This window comes from Polaromonas sp. P1_E1_2 (assembly GCF_056406035.1).
Genome location: NZ_JBFUAZ010000019.1, coordinates 1 through 20,411, shown reverse-complemented (window position 1 = coordinate 20,411; position 20,411 = coordinate 1). Strand labels below are relative to the sequence as shown.

General features: G+C 62.8%; 21 protein-coding genes. 1 reads left to right on the top strand and 20 read right to left on the bottom strand.

Translation table 11 applies throughout. The annotated features are described in order from the left end of the window. The 18 genes from AC1D1P_RS02460 to AC1D1P_RS02375 form a co-directional block, all read right to left on the bottom strand. The coding region (locus tag AC1D1P_RS02460; RefSeq protein WP_477671989.1) for a response regulator transcription factor at positions 1 to 241 on the bottom strand (241 nt) is incomplete at its 3' end. Positions 242 to 406: 165 nt separating this feature from the next. Beyond that, positions 407 to 2,170 (bottom strand): sensor histidine kinase, encoded by a 1,764-nt coding sequence (locus AC1D1P_RS02455; protein ID WP_477671988.1) that lies wholly within the window; start codon positions 2,168 to 2,170, stop codon positions 407 to 409. A 74-nt stretch (positions 2,171 to 2,244) separates the two neighbouring features. Continuing rightward, positions 2,245 to 3,342, bottom strand: a complete 1,098-nt coding sequence (locus AC1D1P_RS02450) for a M14 family metallopeptidase (RefSeq protein WP_477671987.1) — start codon at positions 3,340 to 3,342, stop codon at positions 2,245 to 2,247. 16 nt (positions 3,343 to 3,358) lie between these two features. Next, on the bottom strand, positions 3,359 to 4,573 hold the full coding sequence (locus AC1D1P_RS02445; protein ID WP_477671986.1) for a M20 aminoacylase family protein: 1,215 nt from the start codon (positions 4,571 to 4,573) through the stop codon (positions 3,359 to 3,361). A gap of 80 nt (positions 4,574 to 4,653) precedes the next feature. Then, on the bottom strand, positions 4,654 to 5,694 hold the full coding sequence (locus AC1D1P_RS02440; protein WP_477671432.1) for an ABC transporter ATP-binding protein: 1,041 nt from the start codon (positions 5,692 to 5,694) through the stop codon (positions 4,654 to 4,656). Then, positions 5,691 to 6,668 carry an ABC transporter ATP-binding protein gene (locus AC1D1P_RS02435; RefSeq protein ID WP_477671985.1) on the bottom strand — a complete coding sequence of 326 codons (978 nt, stop codon included), beginning with the start codon at positions 6,666 to 6,668 and terminating at the stop codon, positions 5,691 to 5,693. The genes AC1D1P_RS02440 and AC1D1P_RS02435 overlap by 4 nt, the downstream gene beginning before the upstream one ends. A gap of 129 nt (positions 6,669 to 6,797) precedes the next feature. After that, entirely contained in the window at positions 6,798 to 7,715 is a 918-nt protein-coding gene (locus AC1D1P_RS02430; RefSeq protein ID WP_477671434.1) for an ABC transporter permease, read from the bottom strand. Between the two features lie 243 nt (positions 7,716 to 7,958). Continuing rightward, on the bottom strand, positions 7,959 to 9,542 hold the full coding sequence (locus AC1D1P_RS02425; protein WP_477671435.1) for an ABC transporter substrate-binding protein: 1,584 nt from the start codon (positions 9,540 to 9,542) through the stop codon (positions 7,959 to 7,961). A 72-nt stretch (positions 9,543 to 9,614) separates the two neighbouring features. Beyond that, the gene (locus AC1D1P_RS02420; RefSeq protein ID WP_477671984.1) at positions 9,615 to 10,595 is read right to left on the bottom strand and encodes an ABC transporter permease; all 981 of its coding nucleotides are present in this window, start codon (positions 10,593 to 10,595) and stop codon (positions 9,615 to 9,617) included. 162 nt (positions 10,596 to 10,757) lie between these two features. Then, positions 10,758 to 12,155 carry a TAXI family TRAP transporter solute-binding subunit gene (locus tag AC1D1P_RS02415; protein WP_477671983.1) on the bottom strand — a complete coding sequence of 466 codons (1,398 nt, stop codon included), beginning with the start codon at positions 12,153 to 12,155 and terminating at the stop codon, positions 10,758 to 10,760. A 138-nt stretch (positions 12,156 to 12,293) separates the two neighbouring features. Beyond that, a complete protein-coding gene (locus AC1D1P_RS02410) occupies positions 12,294 to 12,593 on the bottom strand; it encodes a copper-binding protein (protein WP_477671982.1) in 300 nt (99 codons plus the stop codon). 11 nt (positions 12,594 to 12,604) lie between these two features. Then, entirely contained in the window at positions 12,605 to 13,087 is a 483-nt protein-coding gene (locus tag AC1D1P_RS02405; protein WP_477671439.1) for a DUF411 domain-containing protein, read from the bottom strand. 22 nt (positions 13,088 to 13,109) lie between these two features. Beyond that, positions 13,110 to 13,604 carry a cupredoxin domain-containing protein gene (locus tag AC1D1P_RS02400; RefSeq protein WP_477671440.1) on the bottom strand — a complete coding sequence of 165 codons (495 nt, stop codon included), beginning with the start codon at positions 13,602 to 13,604 and terminating at the stop codon, positions 13,110 to 13,112. Positions 13,605 to 13,653: 49 nt separating this feature from the next. Beyond that, positions 13,654 to 14,241, bottom strand: coding sequence for a Spy/CpxP family protein refolding chaperone (locus AC1D1P_RS02395; RefSeq protein ID WP_457279238.1), 588 nt, complete (start codon positions 14,239 to 14,241; stop codon positions 13,654 to 13,656). A 21-nt stretch (positions 14,242 to 14,262) separates the two neighbouring features. After that, positions 14,263 to 15,648: a multicopper oxidase family protein gene (locus tag AC1D1P_RS02390; RefSeq protein ID WP_477671441.1), complete on the bottom strand. Its 1,386-nt coding sequence runs from the start codon at positions 15,646 to 15,648 to the stop codon at positions 14,263 to 14,265. 24 nt (positions 15,649 to 15,672) lie between these two features. Continuing rightward, positions 15,673 to 16,842: a TolC family protein gene (locus AC1D1P_RS02385; protein ID WP_477671981.1), complete on the bottom strand. Its 1,170-nt coding sequence runs from the start codon at positions 16,840 to 16,842 to the stop codon at positions 15,673 to 15,675. A gap of 8 nt (positions 16,843 to 16,850) precedes the next feature. Beyond that, positions 16,851 to 17,186 carry a hypothetical protein gene (locus AC1D1P_RS02380; protein ID WP_477671980.1) on the bottom strand — a complete coding sequence of 112 codons (336 nt, stop codon included), beginning with the start codon at positions 17,184 to 17,186 and terminating at the stop codon, positions 16,851 to 16,853. 113 nt (positions 17,187 to 17,299) lie between these two features. After that, the gene (locus AC1D1P_RS02375) at positions 17,300 to 17,737 is read right to left on the bottom strand and encodes a hypothetical protein (RefSeq protein ID WP_477671979.1); all 438 of its coding nucleotides are present in this window, start codon (positions 17,735 to 17,737) and stop codon (positions 17,300 to 17,302) included. Positions 17,738 to 17,866: 129 nt separating this feature from the next. Between AC1D1P_RS02375 and AC1D1P_RS02370 the strand changes: the two genes are divergently transcribed. Beyond that, entirely contained in the window at positions 17,867 to 18,925 is a 1,059-nt protein-coding gene (locus AC1D1P_RS02370) for a DMT family transporter (protein ID WP_477671978.1), read from the top strand. A 33-nt stretch (positions 18,926 to 18,958) separates the two neighbouring features. On the opposite strand, the gene AC1D1P_RS02365 is transcribed toward AC1D1P_RS02370, so the two are convergent. Together AC1D1P_RS02365 and AC1D1P_RS02360 are read right to left on the bottom strand one after the other, a co-directional pair. Next, complete coding sequence (locus AC1D1P_RS02365; RefSeq protein WP_477671977.1) at positions 18,959 to 19,237, bottom strand: hypothetical protein; 279 nt, start codon at positions 19,235 to 19,237, stop codon at positions 18,959 to 18,961. Between the two features lie 28 nt (positions 19,238 to 19,265). Further along, on the bottom strand, positions 19,266 to 20,396 hold the full coding sequence (locus AC1D1P_RS02360) for an MFS transporter (protein ID WP_477671990.1): 1,131 nt from the start codon (positions 20,394 to 20,396) through the stop codon (positions 19,266 to 19,268). Positions 20,397 to 20,411: the final 15 nt, after the last annotated feature.

Genomic DNA, 20,411 nt, shown 5'->3' with positions numbered 1-20,411 from the left:
GGAACACAAAGGGCACCTGCTTGAGGGCAGGTTCCGATTGCAGCGCGGCCAGAACCTCCATGCCGTTCATCAGCGGCATCATCACATCGCAAAAAATCAGGTCCGGCTGCTGCTCTCTGGCCACTTGCAGGCCGGCATGGCCGTCTGCCGCTGCCAGGCCTTCGTGGCCCTCCAGCCGGACAAAGCGCAGCAGGTTGTCCCGGATATGGGATTCATCTTCAATCACCAGAATGCGCGCCATTTTTCTTTCGCATTGAAGTCCCCGCATTTCATCGTGGGCGGGGCTGATTTCCCTGAGCTACCCGGCAGGCTCTGTCGCAGTGCCGAGCTGGTATCCATCTTATAGCCTTACCCCGGTTTCCCCAATCTGCCCGATGCGCTGGCTGGTTTGGCCAGGTTCCGCGACTCAAATCGTGACGGTAAAGCGCGTGCCCTGGCCCACGACGCTGGTTACGTTGATGTGGCCGCCGTGCAGGTCGACCGAATTTTTGACGATGGCCAGCCCCAGGCCCGTGCCCTGGATTTCGMCGACATTGCTGGCCCGGTGGAACCATTCGAAAAGGTGGGGAAGCTCTTCGGCCGGAATGCCTATGCCCTGGTCCGCCACCTCAAAGGCCACACGTCCCTCCAACGAAAACACGCGAAAAGAGACTTTTCCGCCTTGCGGCGAATACTTGATGGCGTTGGACAGCAGGTTGCCGAAGATATGGCGCAGCAGCTTTTCATCAAAAATCCCGATCTCCGGCCGGGCCCCGAATTCCAGGATCAGCTCGCAGCCCGCCTCTGAATACTGGATGCGCGCATCTTCCACCAGGTTCTGGCAAAGCAGTTGCAGATTGATCTCTGCCGGCTGGAACGCCAGCATTTGGGCCTCCACCTTGCCCAGCAGCAGCACGCGGTCCAGCATCTGGGTCATGCGTTGTACGCCGGTTTCTATGGTGGCGATGACGTCGGCTTTTTCGGGCTCGGGCAGGCGGTCGCCGTAGTGCTTGAGGAGTTCGGCGGACGACAGGATAAAGGCCAGCGGCGTGCGGAATTCATGCGACGCCACCGAGATGAAGCGCGACTTCATGTCATTGAGCTCGGTTTGCCGCTGCAGGGTCTGGCGCTGCGTCAGTTCGGCCTGCAAGCGGGCCGTCGCATCTACCACGAAGATCAGGGTCGCCTCGCGCTTGCCCCATTCGATCTGCACGGCGGAGAGCTCCAGCGAACGAACTTCGCCAGCCTGGGTGATCACGCGAAAACCGTACATCGAGTCGACCTCGTCGCCCCGCAGGCGACGCTCGTGGCGCTCGCGCATCACCGGCAGGTCGTCGGGGTGGACGGTCGCGGTGTAGGGCTGGGACAGCAGGTACTCCCGCGGATGGCCCACGATGCGCTCCAGGCTGGGGTTGGCAAATACCATGCGGCCGTCCTGCACAACCACCACGCCGACACCGACGTTTTCAATCACCGTGCGGTAGCGCTCTTCCGATTTACGCAATTCATCCAGCGCCTGATAGCGTTCAATCGCACTGCTGACGTGGTTGGCGACAAAGGACAGGATGTCGGCATCGGTGTCGCTGTAGGCCACGCCCGGTTCATAGCCCTGCACTGCGAGTACGCCGCCTATGGTGCCGCGTATGTGCATGGGCACGCCCARCCAGGAACTGAAAGTCATGTCGCCACTGCCTTCCGTCACATCACCGGCGGCTTCCAGTACCTTCAGGCGCATGGCGTCAATAATTTGCGGCTTGCCGGTACTCAGGACGAATTCGGTCAGACCCCTGCGGTACGGCACATTGCTCAGTTGCAGCGCATCGCCATCGCGCTCGTCCACGTAATAGGGGAAATCCTTTCGGTGTTTCTGCGCGTCGTACAGACACACATAGCAATTTTTGGCATACAGCAGCTCTCCCAGCAAGCCGTGAACCGACTGCAGGAAATCGTAGAAAGAGAGATCTGCTGCTGCACGCTCGGCAATGCGGTAAAAAACCCGTTGCAGGGTTTCGGCTTTTTTTTGCTCCAGCGCTTCGACCTGAAGTTCGCGGGTTCGCTGTTCCAGCCACAGGGTGGCGGATGTCTCCTGCTTTTGCTTTTCAAGCTGCAAATTCCGGTAGTCGGCCTCTAACCCCTGGTATTGCTGTTGCAGCTGCTTGAGCTGGAGTTGCAGATCGGCGTCGGACGGCATGGCGCGGCTTTCGTGCTCGGGTTGAAAAGAGGGCTGCTGCAATGGCTGCACCCGAGTCATTATGCGGCCCTGGTTCAGGGGGTGTTCAGTCCGCTCACGGTCTGGAACATGGCCTGGCGCGCCTGAGCCACGATTTGCGAGCGCCATTCGTCCGTGTCGACATAAAACGCGTTCATCATCTGCCGCTTGATCGTCGCCTGTTGCTCCGCGGGCATCTCAGGATGCTTGTGCAGCCAGTGATCGGCACGCAGGGCGGCAATGACGTCCAGAATGGGCACCGTACCGTATTCCATGGCCATGCCGGTGTATTCGGCCTGTGGGCATTCGTCGGGAACCGACGCCCACATCAAACCCGTCAGGTGCGCCGAGCTGGAGGAGCCGTCGTAGAACGAGGTGACGGGGGTGGCGCCGCCGCCGTCCCACCAGGCGCGCGCGCGTGCCAGGGCTATGGGATCGTTGTCGCAGGCAAAAATGCGCTCACCAATCCCGCTGGGGCCCAGTCCTGTGTGCAGGTCCATCCAGGCGATGCGTTTAGCCCGTTGCCCGAATGTTTGCAGCACTTCGCGCAAGGTGCGATTGCTCCACGTTGGCTCCGTCCCGCCGAAAAACATGCCATCGGCGTATTCGTGCTGGCCTTGCGACACGGCCGCCTGGTAGCGTGCCACACCACGGGTGTCAATGTAGGCCGCAATGGCGGCCTGGTTTTCGCTTGTAGGGGGCCACCGCGCGGGTAGCAGCAAATCGTGGAGCTCGCGGTAAGCCTCATTGACAGGCAAGGGCTGGCCGAAGTCATGGAAGTTGCGGTTCAAGTCCACGTTTTCGTGCGTGGTGCGCCGTGCATGGGAAAAGCCGTGAGGATTGATCGCGTGAATGTAGAGCACTGCCACACCGCCCGCGCGGGCCTTGGCGCGCCATTCGGCGTCCTGTGCGGCATACACCTGCACACCCGAGCCACAGTAGCCTTCCACGCCGTGGCAAGCGCTGCTGACGATAAAGAGCTTGTTTGCGTCAGGTGAGCCGTCCAGGGCCACATCCATCGCGAGGGTTTCGCCGTCGCGGCCCTTCAGCGGGTGTTCATAGGCGCGAAGCGCCATGCCGGCGGCGCGAGCCGCCTCGAGGAATTTGGCGCGCGCAGCCGCATAACTGGCTGAAAAAGCCGCGTGTGTGTTCATGGTGTTGTTGGCGTTGTCAGGGGCGCACCTCAGGAACCGTGCCCAGCCAGCGCGTAGCCAGCTGGACCCAGTAGGTGCCACCCAGGGGGATCAGGTCGTCGTTGAAGTCGTAGCTCGGGTTGTGCAGCGTGCAGGGCCCTTCGCCGTGGCCCATGTCGCGGTGCGCGCCGTCTCCGTTGGAAATGAAACAGTAGGCGCCGGGTTTGGCTTGCAGCATGTAGGCGAAGTCTTCGGCGCCCATGGTGGGCTCCTGCGGCAGCACGTTGGCCGGCCCCACGATGTCGCTCATCACCCGGCGTGCGAAGTCGGCCTCGGCGGCGCTGTTGACCGTGGGCGGGTAGTTGCGCGTGAACTCGAATTCGCAGCGTGCTTCAAACGCGGCACAGGTGTGTTCGGCCACTTCCTTCATGCGCTTTTCAATCATGTCCAGCACTTCAATGCTGAACGTGCGCACTGTGCCCTGCAACTCGCAGAAGTCTGGCACCACGTTGGTCGCTTCTCCGGCGTGAATCATGGTCACCGAGATGACGCCCGCATCAACCGGTTTTTTGTTGCGGCTGATGATGGTCTGGAAGCCCTGCACCATCTGGCAGGCGATAGGCACAGGGTCGATGCCGAAGTGCGGCATCGCGGCGTGGCTGCCCTTGCCGCGTATGGTGATCTTGAACTCGTTGCTTGATGCCATCACTGGCCCCGCGCTGACCGCGAAAGTGCCGACAGGCGCGCCCGGCCAGTTGTGCATGCCAAAGACCGCTTCGACGGGGAATTTTTCAAAGAGGCCGTCCTTGATCATCTCGCGCGCGCCGCCGCCGCCTTCCTCGGCCGGCTGGAAGATCAGGTAGACCGTGCCGTCAAAGTCTCGGTTCTGCGAGAGGTGGCGTGCCGCGGCCAGCAGCATCGCGGTGTGGCCATCATGGCCGCAGGCGTGCATCTTGCCCTGCCGCGTGCTGGCATGGGGGAATTTGTTGAACTCCTGCATGGGCAGCGCGTCCATGTCGGCGCGCAGCCCCACGGCCCGGCCACAAGCGCCGCCGTCGCGGCCGTGCACGATACCCACCACGCCGGTGGTGCCCATGCCGCGGTGAATCGGGATGCCCCAGGATTCGAGCTTTTGCGCGACCACGTCGGCAGTGCGTACTTCCTGGAAGCACAGTTCGGGATGGGCGTGGATGTCGCGGCGCACGGCAGCGATGTCGGCCGCCCCGGCCAGGATGGATTCAATGATTTTCATGGCGGTGTCCCCTGAGAGTACATATTAACCAAGCCGGTTCCGCTTTGCATGGCCGTGCCTGGGTTCTTGGTATTTGTTCCCTAAATTCGGCCCTCTTCAACCGCATGGCAGGCCACACGAACGCCTTCGAGCTGCAGAAACTCCGGCCGTTCGCTGCGGCAACGCTCGTTGGCATGCGGGCAACGTGGGTGGAAGGTGCAGCCGGTGGGCGGGTTCAGCGGATTGGGCACTTCGCCCGACACAGGGGTGCGGGCGCGGCCGGTGTCGTGCATCTTGGGGATGGCATCCAGCAGCATGCGTGTGTAGGGATGGCGCGGTGTGCCGAACAGGCTGTGCTTGTCGGCCAGTTCCACGACGCGGCCCAGGTACATCACGCCGACGTGGTCGCTGACGTGGCGCACCACTGCGAGGTTGTGCGAGATGAAGAGGTAAGTCAGGCCGCGCTTTCGTTGCAGGTCCTTCATGATGTTGAGCACCTGCGCCTGCACGCTCACGTCCAGCGCCGAGGTCGGTTCGTCGCAGACCAGGAACTCGGGCTCCGTGGCCAGTGCGCGCGCGATCGATATGCGCTGGCGCTGCCCACCCGAGAATTGATGTGGATACTTGGGCTTGTCCAGCGCAGACAGGCCCACCGACCTCAGCAGTTCGTCCACGCGTTCCTTGAGTGCTGCGCTGTCACTCAGAATGCCGTGCTCGTGCAACGGTTCTGCGATGATGTCCTCCACCGTCCAGCGCGGGTTCAGGCTGGCATAGGGGTCCTGAAAAATCATCTGGATGCGCCTGCGCAATTGCCGGCCCTGGGGTGTCTTGAAAGCGGAATGCGCATCCTGGCCGTCAAAGGTCAATCCACCGCGCGTCGGCTCATAGAGACCCACTAGCAGGCGGGCGACGGTGCTTTTGCCGCAGCCCGATTCGCCGACCAGTGCCAGCGTCTTGCCTCTCTCGATGTCGAAGCTTACGCCGTCGACGGCCTTGAGCAGCAGGCGGGGCTTGCGCTCCAGCACGCGGTTGAGCCAGGGCGGCGACACATCGAAAGTCTTGGCCAGGTCGTGCGCCTGGACCAGCGGTTCCCCAACCTTTGCCGCGTTTTGCAATACTTCGGCATTCAGGATGTCGCTCATGCGGCCACCCCCGCATGCGCGTCATGCAACCAGCACGCCGCCTGCGTGGCGCCGGCCGGCATCAGGTCCGGCCTGTCCTGGCGGCAGCGTTCAAAGGCCTTGGGGCAGCGCGGATTGAAGGCGCATCCCTGTGGGATGGCGTTCAGGCGCGGCATGGCGCCGTCGATCTGATACAGGCGCTCACGCTCCACGGTAATGTCGGGAATCGCGGCCATCAGGCCCGCCGTGTAGGGATGCGAGGGGTGGTTGATCACCTGGTGCACTGGGCCTATCTCGGCGATCCGCCCGGCATACATCACGGCCACACGGTCACAGGTTTCGGCGATCACGCCCATGTCGTGGGTGATCAGCATGACGGCGGCGCCGCGCTGCCGGCAGATATTTTTGAGCAGGGTGATGATTTGTGCCTGGATCGATACGTCAAGCGCGGTGGTCGGTTCGTCGGCCACGATGAGCTTGGGCTCGGCCGCCAGCGCCAGGGCGATTACCACGCGCTGGCGCATACCGCCCGAGAACTGATGCGGGTAGTGGTCTATGCGCTGGGCGGCTGCGGGAATGCCGGTGTCATCCAGCAGTTCGATGGCGCGCGCCCGGGCTTCCTGCGTGCTGACGGGCAAATGAGCCTGGATGGTTTCCACCAATTGCCGGCCTATGGTGTAGAGCGGATTCAGCGAGGTCAGCGGATCCTGGAAGATCGCGCCTATCTTGCGCCCCCGGATGTGACGCATGCGTTCGTGGGGCAGGTTGTCGATGCGCTCGCCCTCGAGCAGGATCTGGCCGCCCGCCACGCGCCCGGGCGGCTCCAGCAGGCCGATGATGGCCGCCCCGGTCAGCGACTTGCCCGCGCCCGATTCACCGACCACGCCAAGGATTTCGCCAGGGGCGATGTCAAACGAGATGTCGTCCAGCGCACGCAGCGTGCCACGCCGGCCGGGAAACTCGACCACCAGGTTCTTGATTTGTAAAAGACTCATTGACGGTTCAGCTCACGAAGTGAGCGATGAGTAAGGTTTTTCCGCCGGGCCGCCCCAAGGAAAAATGCGCTCCCTCGGGGGGCAGCTTAGTACACGTAATGACAAGCGTGGGGGCATTCATTTTTCGGCCTACCTTAGACGGGGATTGAGGGCATCACGCAACCAGTCACCGAGCAGATTCACGCTCAGCGCAATCAACACCAGCATCAGGCCCGGGAACACGGTGATCCACCACTCGCCCGAGAACAGGTAGTCGTTGCCGACACGGATCAACGTACCCAGCGAGGGTGAGGTGGGCGGCGCGCCCACACCCAGGAAGGACAGCGTGGCTTCGGTGATGATGGCGGTCGCCACCTGGATGGTGGCAAGCACCAGTACAGGCCCCATCACATTGGGCAGCACATGGCGCCGCATGATGCGCAACGGCGAGACACCGGTGACGCGTGCGGCCTGTACATATTCCTTGCTGCGTTCCACCATGGTTGATCCGCGTACCGTGCGCGCGTATTGCACCCAGCCCGCCTGCCCCATCGAGATCGACAGAATCAGCACGCCCATGGCGAGGAGCTGACTCGCGTCAGGAAACACCGCGCGGCCCACACCGGCGATCAGCAGCGCGACCAGGATTGGCGGAAAAGATGACATCACATCGCATACGCGCATCAGGGCCGCGTCGATCCAGCCGCCGCGAAAGCCCGCGAGCAAGCCCAGCGACACGCCAGCCAGCATGGAGAGGATGACAGAGGCCACGCCCACTATCAGTGAAATGCGCGCGCCATACATCAGCGCCGATAAAATGTCCCGCCCCTGGTCATCGGTGCCCAGCAGGTATTTCGAACTGCCCTGCGCGCTCCAGGCCGGGGGCAGGCGCGCATCGCTGAGCTCCAGTGTGCTGAGGTTGAACGGGTCATGCGGGGCCACCCAGCCGGCAAACACCGAACAGAAAACGCAGACCAGCGCAATGGCCGCCGCAAGCATCGCAACCGGCGAGGTGCGAAAACTGTGGACCACATCGCTGTCAAACCAGCGCGCAAGAGTTTTTGTCATCAAAAGAATGCGTAGTCCGTATTAACTAGGGTCGAGTAAAGCGAGTCCTGTGCCAGCGACAGCGCGGAGCCGGCTTTGCCGGGCCGCTGCTGTTGTCCCCTGCAGGGGAGAGGCCGTTACGCGAAGCGAAAAGGCAACAGGGGGGAGGTTACCTTCAGCGCGGAACCGGCTTGCCAGGCCGCTGCTGTTGTCCCCTGCAGGGGAGAGGCCGCTACGCGCAGCGAAAAGGCAACAGGGGGGTGTTTACTTCTTCACAGTTATCCACTTGAAGAACATGAAGTTGTCGGCCATCTGGACCAGTTCCACCTTCTTGTTCATGCCCCAGGCCAGCGACTGCTGGTGCAGCGGTATGTGGCCGATGTCGGCCCCGTGGATGTCGAACGCTTCCTTGATCATCGCATTGCGCTTGGTCTTGTCGGTTTCGGATTGGACCTTCCTGGTCAGTTCGTCAAACTTCGGATTGCAATATGCGCCCAGATTGAACTGGCCAGCGCCCTTGTCGTCGACACAGGCGACCAGGGCATTCATGGCGTTGTGGGCGTCATAAGTGCCGGGTGTCCAGCCCAGCATGTAAAAGCTGGTGTCGCGACGCAAAATCTTGGGGAAATAGGTGCCTTTGGTTTCAGCCTGGAGGTTGATCTTGACGTTGATGCGTGAAAGATTGGCTGCCACAGCCTGGCAAATCCGGCTGTCGTTCACATAACGGTCATTCGGACAGTTCATGGACACTTCAAAACCACTCGCATAGCCGGCATCTGCCATCAGTTTTTTGGCGGCTTCAGGGTCGTAGGGCAAGCGCTTGTTCTGGTCGGCCTGGAAGCCGTTGATACCGGGGCCAATCAGCAGCGCTGTCGGGTTGGAGCCGCCGCGCATCACGGTTTTCTTGATGCTTTCGATGTCGATGGCCTGATAGAAGGCCTGGCGCACGCGCTTGTCCTTGAASGGGTTYTTGCCCTTCACGCTGGAATACAGGAGTTCGTCGCGCTTTTGGTCCATGCCCAGGAAAATGGTGCGCAGCTCTGGTCCGGCCAGAACACGGGTTGCGGCGTTGCTGTTGACACGGTCAATATCCTGCACCGGCACGGGCTCCATCACGTCGACTTCACCGGACAGCAAGGCTGCCACGCGCGTGGCGTCGTTGCCGATGGGGGTGAAGACCACCTCCTGAACGTTGCCTTCAATCTTGCCCCAGTAGGTGCCGTTGCGGACAAAGGTGGTGCGCACATTGGGTTGACGCTCCCGTACCCGGTAAGGGCCGGTGCCGTTGGCACGGAAGGACGCGGCGTTTTCAATGCCTTTACGGCGGTCCACCGGTTTGGTCGCCTGGTTGGTTTCGCACCATTTCTTGCTCATGATGTAAACCAGCGTGATCACGTCGGGCAAGATGGGAAAGGGTGTTTTGGTTTCGATCTCAACCACATGGTCGTTGATCTTGCGCACTTCCTTGAAGTCGTTGGTGTAGCTCTTCATGTCCGAGCCGTCGGCCTGGGTGCGGTTAAAGCTGAACACCACGTCATCGGCGGTGAACGGCGTGCCGTCGTGAAACTGCACGCCCTTGCGCAGTTCGAAGCGCCATACGGAAGGTGATGTCTGTTTCCACGAGGTCGCCAGGCCAGGCGCCAGGCTCAGGTCCTTGTTGCGGATGACCAGGCCTTCATAGGCATTGCCCGTCACGCTGAGCTGAAGCGATTCGTTCAGCGAGTGCGGATCCATCGACAAAGAATCGCCCTGGTTGGCGACTCGCAGGGTTTGCGCCGAAGCGATAAAACTTGTGGCCGTGAGGCCGCACAGCACAGCGGCTGAAAGCAGATTGGACTTGAATTTCATCAGGAACTCCTTGTGAAAGGGATGAGGACTTGCGGGTGTAAAAAATGAAATAAAGGGGTGCGGCCTGCGCCATCAGTGGCCCGCGGCATTGCCGACGCGAAGCCGGGGGTCCACTGCGAAATACAGCAGGTCGACGACCAGGTTGATGGCCACAAAAATCAGCGCAATCAGGCACAGGTAAGCGGCCATGACGGGGATGTCGGCAAAGGTCACCGCCTGGATGAACAGCAGGCCCATGCCGGGCCATTGAAAGACGGTTTCGGTGATGATGGCAAAGGCGATCAACCCGCCCAGTTGCAGACCGGTAATGGTCATTACCGGCACCAGCGTGTTGCGCAAGGCATGGCCGAAATGGATGGTCCGGTCGGGCAGGCCGCGCGCCCGTGCGAACTTGATGTAGTCGGTGCGCAATACCTCCAGCATTTCGGCGCGCACCAGCCGCATGATCAACGTGAGCTGAAAGACCGCCAGCGTCACGGCCGGCAGGACGATGTGGTGCCAGCCGTCGGCCTTGAAGAGGCCTGTGCTCCACCAGCCGATCTGCACTGTCTCGCCACGGCCAAAGCTCGGGAACCAGCCCAGGCCCACGGCGAACACCAGGATCAGCAGGATACCGATCAGGAAAGTGGGCAATGAAACACCCAGCAGTGACACCGTCATGAACACCTGGCTCAGGAACGAGCCGCGGCGCAGCGCCGAATAGACGCCCATCGGGATACCGATGAGCAAGGCCAAAACGGCCGCCACCAGCGCAAGCTCCAGCGTCGCGGGAAAACGTTCGGAAATCAGGCGCGATACCTTGGCGCCCTGTCGCAGGCTCAAGCCGAATTCGCCCTGCGCGGCGTTGACCAGGAAATGCCAGAACTGGACGATAAAAGGCCGGTCCAGCCCGAGGTCGGTGCGCAGTTGCCGGATCTGCGCCGGTGTGGCGTCCTGCCCCAGAAGGAACACCACCGGGTCACCGACATACTGAAAGAGCATGAAGGCAATCAAGGCGACCACGACCATCACGATCACGGCCTGGATCAGGCGGCGCAGAATAAAAGCAAGCATTGGCCAAAGAAAAGTGTCGGACGATACTAGCAGAGCAATTGCTATGCCGACACAGGGGTTTACTTTAGGGTTAAAGAACCGCGTGGCCCCGGCAATTGCCCTGAATCGGGCTTTTCATTGCCCTTTTAAGGTGCCGCGCGCCTCTTTGCGGCGCGACCGGCTTTAAAGCCTTTGCAGCTTTTTTCGGACCAGGTGGATGTTGCTGCGCAGCGCATACAACTCGTCGGTATAGGACAGCGGCACCGTGATTTTTTCGGCGCGGCTTTCCAGGTTGTTGAGTTCTTCCAGCAAGGCCGCGTTGCCACTGTTTTCCCCGGAGATTTCCACGCGGTTTTCGATGTCGCGCAGTTGGCCGTACCAGCGGAAGATGCGTGAACGCACACGAAAGGCATACAGCGGCGGGATGATGCGCGACAGCGGCAGCATGATGGCGATGATGATGCCCATCGCCAGCCACATCCGCTCGACCAGGTTGGCCACCCAGAAGGGCAGGTAGCGCTGCAGTACGGGGGTGCCGTTCTTGATGGCGCGCTCGGCCTCCTTGGCAATGGGCAATTCGCTGTTGTCGCGGTTCGGGTATTCGCGGGCGCTTTTGAACCAGCCGGCCCCGCCATGGATGTCGTTGCCGGCCTGGGCCAGCAGCTGCTGCAGCGCGGGATGAATACCGGAGCGCGTGATAAGTGAGGTGGTCGATGCGACCAGCCGTACGTCATCGGGCGGAATATTGCCCGCCAGATCCACCACGCCGCGTGGCAGGCGGGTCGGCGTCAAAAATGCAAAGCGCCGCGAATAGGCTTCGCTCTGGGCAAAATTCATGAGCTTGACGCCGGGGGTTTGCAGCAGCATCTGCACCATCAGCGACTCCGGGGCGGACGCGAACACAATCGCGTCCAGTTCCCCGCCCAGAAAGGCCACGGTCGCGGGCGTCTGCTCCAGTCTCGACACTTTCATCGTAGCGGGGTCGATGCGGTTGCTGTCGAACAGCTTTGCCATCAGGCTGGGGACKCCGCTGCCTGGCGTTCCCAGGTTGACGCGCAGGCCCTGCAATTGCGTGAGCGATGTGAGGCTGGCGTCTTCGCCCGTATCCGCGGAATCTGCCTTTGGGGCGAGTCGGCTGCCTGGCGCCTTCGCGGCCCGTGCCGCGGCAGCTACTTTGCGCGCCGCATCTTCCCGGTAGAACAGCCAGAGCGGTTCCACAAACAGGCTGCCCAGCGACGACAGGTCTTCTTCATCCTGGGCGGTGTAGTCGCTGGTGCCGCCCTGGACAAAACCGACGTCCACCTTGCCTTCGCGCAGCAACYGCAGGTTGGCGGCTGAGCCTTCCGAGGGCACAAGGACCACCTGGATGCCCTCCTGAGCCAGCGCCTTGGCGTAGCGTTTGCCGAATTCTTCATAGGCGCTTTGCGCCGGGCCGGTCGCCAGGCTCACCCGCTTGGGCGGGTTTGGGTCCAGCCACCAATAGGCCAATACCAGCAGCGCCGCCGCCAGCAGGATGAACGGGCCGGCGGAGACCCACAGATCGCGCAGGGACAACAGGGTGTAGCGAATGGTTTTAGGCATGCGCCGAACCATAGCATGGGGCCGCTGCCGGCCTGCAGGCAAAGTTTGTCTATTGGTAAAAATGGCCTGCAGGCCAATCAGGACAAGCGCAAGAAGCTATCAAAATGAGAGCGGATTGGCGATCGTGCCGGTGGGCGCTTACTTGCGGGGTTCGATGGAAAGCACGGTATAGGCCCCGTTGATCTTGTCTACGGTGAAACTGACCTGGTCCCCGGCCTTGACCGCTTCCAGCATCGCAGGGTCCTTGACCTGGAACACCATGGTCATGCCGGGCATGTCCAGGTTCTTGATCTCACCGTGCTTGAGGGTGATCTTGCCGGCCTCCTTGTCGACTTTGCGGACTTCGCCTTCGGTCGGCGGCAAGGCCGCCTGCGCCAGGGCAAGCGACGTGGCCAGTACGGCAAAGAGGGCAGCCCCTATGCGGTTAAAACGTTTCATGGGGAATCCTTTCAGGTGCGGTGATAGCTTTGGTAAATGCGGGTACTGCCATCGCGGTGAACCAGCAGTACGTCATACGGGTCTTTGCGTCCGCCATAAAGCGGCGCATCCATGCCGGGCGAGCCCACCGGCATGCCGGGAACGGCCAGGCCTACGGCCTGCGGGCTCTCTTTGAGCAGGCGGTAGATCTCACGGGCCGGCACATGGCCTTCCAGTGCGTAGCGCTTGCCGGCCAGGCTGACTTCCGCCGTGTGGCAGGAGCCGAGCTTTTCCGGGATGCCGAGCCGGGTCCGCGCCGCCGTGTTGCCGCTGTCGTGAATGCGAACCTGGAACCCGTTGGCCTGCAGGTGCGCCACCCAGTCCTTGCAGCAACCGCAGTCAGGGTCTTTCCAGACTTCGACGGGTACTTGGGTCTGGGCCCACAGTGCCGGGGTGAGGGCTGAGGCGCTTGCAATCGCGGCCGTCACCTGGATGAGTTGTCGTCTTTGCATCATGTGTGCTCCTTGTGTGAACGGATCAGCGGGCCGCAACAGTGATCTTGCCCACCATGCCTGCCTGGTAGTGGCCGGCGATCAGGCAGGCGAAGTCGAATTCGCCGGCGCGGTTGAAGGTCCAGACCAACCCGCCCGACTTGCCCGCCGGCACGTGCGCCATGTAGGGCTCGTCGTGCTCCATGCCCGGAAACTTCACCATCATCGCCGCGTGTTCGTCGAGATTCTTTTGGGTCCCGATCACCAGTTCATGCAAAAGTTTGCCGCGATTGCGGATTTCAAAACGCACGGTTTCGCCTTGCTTGAACGAGAGCTTGTCGGGTGTGAACCGCATGTTGTCGTCCATGGACAGCGTGACGGTTCGTGTGGCTGCGCTGGCATCGCCCGCAATGCCCCAGGGCTTTTGCTCTTTCGGGGCCGGGGCAGCACTGGGGCTGTGGACAGCATCGCCGTGGGCGAAAGCCGGCGCGGCCGAAGCTGCAACAACGGCGGCGGCAAGAATGGCGGTAAGTGGGTTCATGGTGTGGTCCTTGTGGATGAAGTTAAAGAGTCAAAAGTTCAAAGTCAAATCAATGTTGGTGCCCGGGATGCCCGGCCGCTGTGCCCGGCGCATCGCTGTAGCCGCGCAAATCCGCGTAAAGGTTTATCTGCTGCGGTGTCAATAAACCTGCCTGTTGCAAGTGCGTATGCAAGTGCGAGGCACGCAACTGGGCTTGAAGCAGGCCAATCTGCCGGGTCAGGGCATCAACCTGTGCCGCGTTCACCTGCCTGCCGGCAAAGGCGCTGTCCAGGTCACGCTCGGCCTCCACCAGCCTGGCGCCCAGCGCGCGGGCCTCGGCCTTGTGCTGGTTCATCAGTGCTTCGCTGGCCTGCTTTTGCGCGGCGCTCAGCGCCAGCGGGCCGGCCAGTTCCAGCACGTGCATGGGCCCCGGGTAACCGTTCAATTCGGCCGCTTTGGCTTGTTCCATGCCTTTGCCGGCCAGAAGGTCAGCGGTTTGTGCCGCCGACAGGGCTTTGATGCCGCGCGCTTGCTGGCCCGCGTAGGGACTTGCTGCGGGGTTTTCACCCCTCGTCTGGCCATGTTGGGCAAACAGGGCTGTAGCGCCCGACAGTAAAGCGCAAGCAGCTATCAATTTAAGAGCGTTTTGGGTTTTCATGGTGTTCCTCAAGGTTCTGGGTCAGTGGCCGGTATGGCCCTGGGGTTTGCGGATATTGATTTCAGTGCCGCCCGCAGGTGCGGCCGGATTGCCAGGCTGGGGGCGGGCCGGGTCGGGCAGGGCGCCCTTCCACTCATAAGCCTGCGTGCCGGCCGGCTGCCGGTACCAGCCCGGGTCCTTGTATTCGCCGGGCTTCTGGTCCCCGCGCACCTTGAGCACGCTGAACATGCCGCCCATTTCCACGCCGCCGTAGGGGCCCTTGCCCGTCATCATGGGCGCGGTGTTGTCGGGGATCGGCATCTCCATCTCCCCCATATCGGCCATGCCGCGTTCGCCCATCACCATGTAGTCGGGCACAGCCTTCTGGATTTTCCTGACGAGACCGCGGTGGTCCACGCCAATCATGGTGGGCACGTCGTGACCCATGGCGTTCATGGTGTGGTGGCTTTTGTGGCAATGAAAAGCCCAGTCGCCTTCCTCGTCCGCCAGAAATTCAAACTGGCGCATCTGGCCCACGGCAACATCCGTCGTCACTTCCGGCCAGCGGGCCGGCCGCGGCGTGGGGCCGCCGTCGGTGCCGGTCACCGTGAACTCGTGCCCGTGCAGGTGCATCGGGTGGTTGGTCATGGTGAGGTTGCCCACACGTATGCGCACCCTGTCGTTCCTGCGCACCACCAGCGGGTCAATGCCGGGGAAGATGCGGCTGTTCCAGCTCCACAGGTTGAAGTCCAGCATGGTCATGATCTTCGGCGTCATGCTGCCGGGTTCGATGTCGTAGGCGTTGAGCAGGAACACGAAGTCGCGGTCGACGACGTCGATGAGCGGATGTTTTTCCCTGGGGTGTGTGACCCAGAAACCCATCATGCCCATGGCCATCTGCGTCATTTCGTCGGCATGCGGGTGGTACATGAATGTGCCGGGGCGCCGCGCCGCGAACTCATACACAAACGTCTTGCCCACCGGGATCGCCGGCTGGTTCAGCCCGGCCACGCCGTCCATGCCATTGGGCAGGCGCTGGCCATGCCAGTGGACGCTGGTGTGCTCGGGCAGTTTGTTGGTGACGAATATACGAACGCGGTCGCCCTCGACGACCTCAATCGTGGGGCCCGGGCTCTGGCCGTTGTAGCCCCACATGTGGGCCTTGAAGCCCGGGGCCATTTCGCGCACCACCGGCTCCGCCACCAGGTGGAATTCTTTCACGCCGTTGTTCATGCGCCAGGGCAGCGTCCATCCATTCAGGGTGACGACCGGGTTGTAGGGCCGGCCGTTCGGCGGCGCCAGCGGCGGCGCGGTATCGGGCTTGTTCATCGTCACGGGTTCCGGCAGCGCGGCCATCGCCACCTTGCTGACGGACGCGGCAGCTGCCGCTGTCAGCGCCGCGCGGTTAAAGAAATTTCGTCGATTCATGGGATTCCTTGTGTTGGGGGGCGCTCAGTGCGCTGCGGCTGTGGCGGCGCCGGTTTTGCCGGAAGGCCTGGACGAGGCCGTGCCGGGCGATGCGCCGGCAAGCACCGTCTGAAGGTCGGCTTCGGCAAGCCAGAAGTCGCGTTGCGCCTCGATGGTGCCGGCAGCGGCYAGGGTCTGCGCGCGGGCGCCGGCCAGCAGGTCAAAGACGCTGGTGAGCATGCCGTTGTAGCGCAGCACCGTTTCATCCTGGATGAAGCGGTAAAGCGGCATCACCTCCGTCTGGTAGTGGCGTGCCAGGTCGTAGGCCGTGCGGTAGCTGTGGTAAGCCTCGCGTGCTTCGCTGCGCGCCCTGACCGCCAGTTCGCGCACACGTGCCGAATCACCCAGGGTGTCCCACAGGCCGTCGGCACCGGGTTGGGGCCGGATGGCGCGTTGCCCTGCCCATTGCGCCGTCGCCAGGCGCAGGTCCAGCCGCTGCTGCAGCACGCGGCTTTCGATGTCCGGCATGTCTTCCGCTTTCGGGGGCAGGTCGGGCAGCCGCTCGGGCAATGTGAAGCCGGCTTGCGTGCCCCACAGGCCCATCACCACCACGAGTTTTTCGCGCTCGCTGAAAGCGGCCTGCCGGGCGCGCGCCAATTGCGCCGTGGCCTCGGCCAGCAGCAGTTGTTCGCGGGCCTGCTGCAGCTTGCTCCAGTTGCCTGCGCGTGCCATGCGGCGCGCCAGCTCGCCGCCGGTCTCCGCGTTCTCCCTGGCCTCGTCCATAAAGCGCGCTGTCTGCGYGGCAGCCACCGCGTTGATCCAGGCTTTGCGGGTATCGCTTGACAGCAGGGTGATGTCTTGCGCGGCCTTGAGTTTGGCCGGGCTGGCAGACACGGCATCCGTGATGTTGACGCCTTCGCCGGCCAGGGACAGTTGCAGGCCGGGGTTATTGAGCAGTGCAATGCGCACCGCGCTTTCCGCGCTGAGCGGGCCTTTCAGCAGGTCCGCAACGGCGGCGCTGTTGTCTTTGCCCGGCCGCGCAATGAGCACGGGGGGCGAAGTGCCCGAGCCGCCCGGTTGCGGGGCGGCCAGCGCCTGCAGGCCAGTCACGCCGCCGTCGGGCACTGCCGTTGTGCAGCCCGCGAGGGCCAGCATGAGCAGCGCCAATGAACCCAGACGTGGAGCGGTGTGGCGGTGGCCGGCAGCGGAGGTCATGCCGGGCTTCATGGTTTCGAGGCGGCGGGCGCCGCAAGTTCGGTTCGTGGTGCCTGGGCCTCTTCCCATTTCAGCAGGTCGGCATGCCCCTTTTTGAATTGGCCCGCAGTGGTGTTGGATTTTTTCCAGTCATCGCTGGCCGGCTCCACGCCTTGCGGACGGTTCACAAATAGGGACTGGTACGGGGTGGATGGCACCAGCGTGCCCGGGCTGGCAGCTTGTTCGGTGGGTCGGGGGTTCACCCGGGGGTAGGGATCTGTCTGTGCATGGGCCCCGGCATAACCGATGAAAAACAGCGCGAGGGCCAGCACTGTGCGCGGGCGGGAAATGAAACGAATGGTCACAAGAATCTCCTGGATACAAGCGGGGCGATTTGCGGAAAATCGCGGGTATCCGGCGTCAAGAGCCTGAAAGGCCCTGCCGGACGGCAAGTACAGGCCCAGTACGGGCCTGGAGATCAGGAAATGGGTGGTTTTTGGCCCAGCGCGGCGTCGGCGCTGGCGAACTGGTCTGACGCTGGACGCAGCAGGCTGCGCCCTTGGAAAACGGGGCTGTGGTCCGGCGCAGCAAGCGACAGCGCGACCGTATGGCAGGCCTGGCATGCCGCGCAGGATTCACAGCCGGTATCGCTCGACTGGGGGGTGTTCCCCGAGGTTTGCCCGGCGCAGTCGTGCATGGCCATGGTTGCTTCGGGCGACGTCTCTTCGTGGCCTGAATGGCCCTCGGCCCCCATATGGTGAGCGGAAGCAGCTATCGTTTTGGTAGCGGAGTGTTCCGCGGAAGCAAGCTGCCCGTGTTGCACATGGGCCGCCGCCATTTGCGTCGCCATTGCATCGCCTACCCAGCCGCGCAAGGGCAGCAGGGCGATCATCAGGGCGAGGAGCAGGTGGCGCATGGGTGAATGATAGGCGATGCGTCTAAAAAGTTCCCGCGCAAACCCATCAAACTTGCCATCGCAAGGCCGGCAGTGGAAACTGTCAAGATCACTCATGACAAGTAGATTCGTCCTTTGAAACTTCATTCCGTGCTTTTGAAACCCGGCGTCGCAGCCGCGCTGGCTTCGGCTTTCCTGTTCGGCGCGGGCACGCCGCTGGCCAAGTCACTGCTCGGCCAGGTCAACCCCTGGATACTCGCCGGGCTTTTGTATCTGGGCTCCGGTCTGGGGCTGGCGATCTATCGCCGGCTGCGCGGTGCTGCCCGGCCACGCCTGAACCCCGGCGAGGGTCGCTGGCTGGCCGCGGCCGTGCTATGTGGCGGCGGCCTGGCGCCGGTACTGCTGATGTACGGCCTGTCAGCCATGCCTTCCAGCCATGCGGCACTGCTGCTCAATGCCGAGGCGGTATTGACCGCCGTGCTTGCCTGGATGGTGTTCAAGGAAAATTTTGACCGCCGTATTGCGGCGGGCATGGCCGCTATCGTGGCGGGTGCCGTGCTGCTGAGCTGGCCGCAGCAGGCAGCGGCCACGGCGGGGTCAACATTCAGCGCGCTGTGGCCCGCGCTGGCCGTGACTTTGGCGTGTTTTTTTTGGGCGCTGGACAACAACTTCACGCGCAAGGTGTCGCTGGTGGATGCGTCATGGATTGCCTGCGTGAAAGGGCTGGTGGCCGGTGTCACCAATCTGCTGCTGGCCTTTTTGGCAGGCGCGGCGTTGCCGGGTGCGGTACAAATCTCCGCCGCGATGGCGGTCGGCCTGCTGGCCTACGGCGTGAGCCTGGCGCTTTTTGTGGTGGCCTTGCGGCACCTTGGGGCATCAAGGGCCGGTGCCTACTTTTCGACGGCGCCTTTTGTGGGCGCATTGTTTTCCGTGGTGTTTCTTGCCGAGCCCGTCACCTGGCAACTGGTGGGTGCCGCCTTGCTGATGGCCATCGGCATCTGGCTGCACCTGACCGAGCATCATGCGCACATGCATCGGCACGAAGCGCTGGAACATGAACACCTACATGCGCATGACGCGCATCACCCGCATGAGCATGCGCAGGCGGTTCCAGGAATGCATTCACATCGCCACCGCCATGAGCCCCTGGCCCACAGCCATGCGCACTACCCTGACGCCCATCACCGCCACGGGCATTCCGGTGGCTGAAGAAGACGGCCTCGTTTAGACCGCAAACAGGTCTCAGGATTTCTGAAGTTGCAGCTGCGCCTTGTCGATCCAGAGCTGCAGGCTGTCCAGCAATTCCTTCTGGCTGAACGAGCAGCTTTCTTCGGTGAACAGTGCGGCGGACTCCAGCCGGTTGAGCAATTGCGACAGCACATCATTGAAGCGGACCGGCAAGGCAGCTGCAAGGCCTTGCTGCTGCGCGGCCAGTTGTGCAAAGGCGCCCACGCGAATGCCATCACTGCGCAGTTGCTGCAGCGCAGCTTGCAGTGCTTCGAGTTGCTGTTGGGGTGTCATGGTCTGGCTGTGGCGCTTGAAGGGACGTTCAGACGGCGGCGGACACCTGCACCCGGGCCGGCATGYGGTCGAACACCAGCGTCAGCATGGCCAGCAAACCAAAAGGCACGCCGACCCAGCCCAGCTGCGCAAAACCCACCTGATCGAGCACCGCACCGCTGACCACAGCGCCCAGCGCCGTGCCCACGTACAGCATGGAGCCATTGAGGCTGAGCAGCAGCGGTGCCTGTGCGGGCGACAAGGTGGCCAGCCGGCTTTGCTGCGGTGCCATCAGCCCGAAACCTGCAATGCCCCACAGAACCAGCACGGCCATGGTGGCCGGCACATGGCCGCGTGTCAGCGGCAGCAGGCACATCATCGCCACCAGTACAGCCAGTTGCACGCGCATGCTGCGCAGTGCGCCAAAGCGGTCGGTGGCCCAGCCGCCCATCAACGTGCCCGCAACACCCGCCAGGCCGAAGACGGCCAGCGTGGCGGAAAGCTGCGCTGAACTCATGGGGTTGAGCGCCTGCAGTACCGGGCCGACATAGGCAAAAACACTGAAGATGGCGATGAAATACAGCAGCGTTCGGCCCCATACGCGCAGCACCGCGGGCTGGCGCGCTGCGGCGCGGAAACCCGCAAAGCTGGTGCCTGCGCTGGCCATGTCGGCCGGGATCAGCCAGCTCGCCGCGATCAGCGCCGCCAGGCTGGCCCCGGCCGACAGCCAGACCGGCACGCGCCAGCCAAACTCAAAGCCCAGCCAGGCGCCGATCGGCAAGCCCACGGCGTAGCTGATGCTCATGCCCAGGAAGGTGATGGACAGCGCCCTGCCGCGCAGCGATGGCACCACCATGCTGACCGCCAGCGCCGATGCTGCGGCGGTGAACATGGCACCTGCTCCCATCAGTACGCGGCCCAGCAGCAGCAGGGGAAAGTTGGGCGCGACGGCGCAAACCAGGCAACCGGCGGTAAACAGGCTGAGTGCCAGCTGGACGGCGCGCTTGCGTGGCCACCTGGCGGTAAGGATGATGAGCAGGGGCGCCAGCACCGCGGTGGCAATGGCGTATGCCGTCATGGCCTGGCCGGCGGCCGCCACACTGATGCCCAGCGAGGCACTCATGGGCTGCAGGATGCCGCCGAGCACAAAAGCCCCGCTGCCGATCACGAGGTTGCACAGGGCGAAGAAATAGAG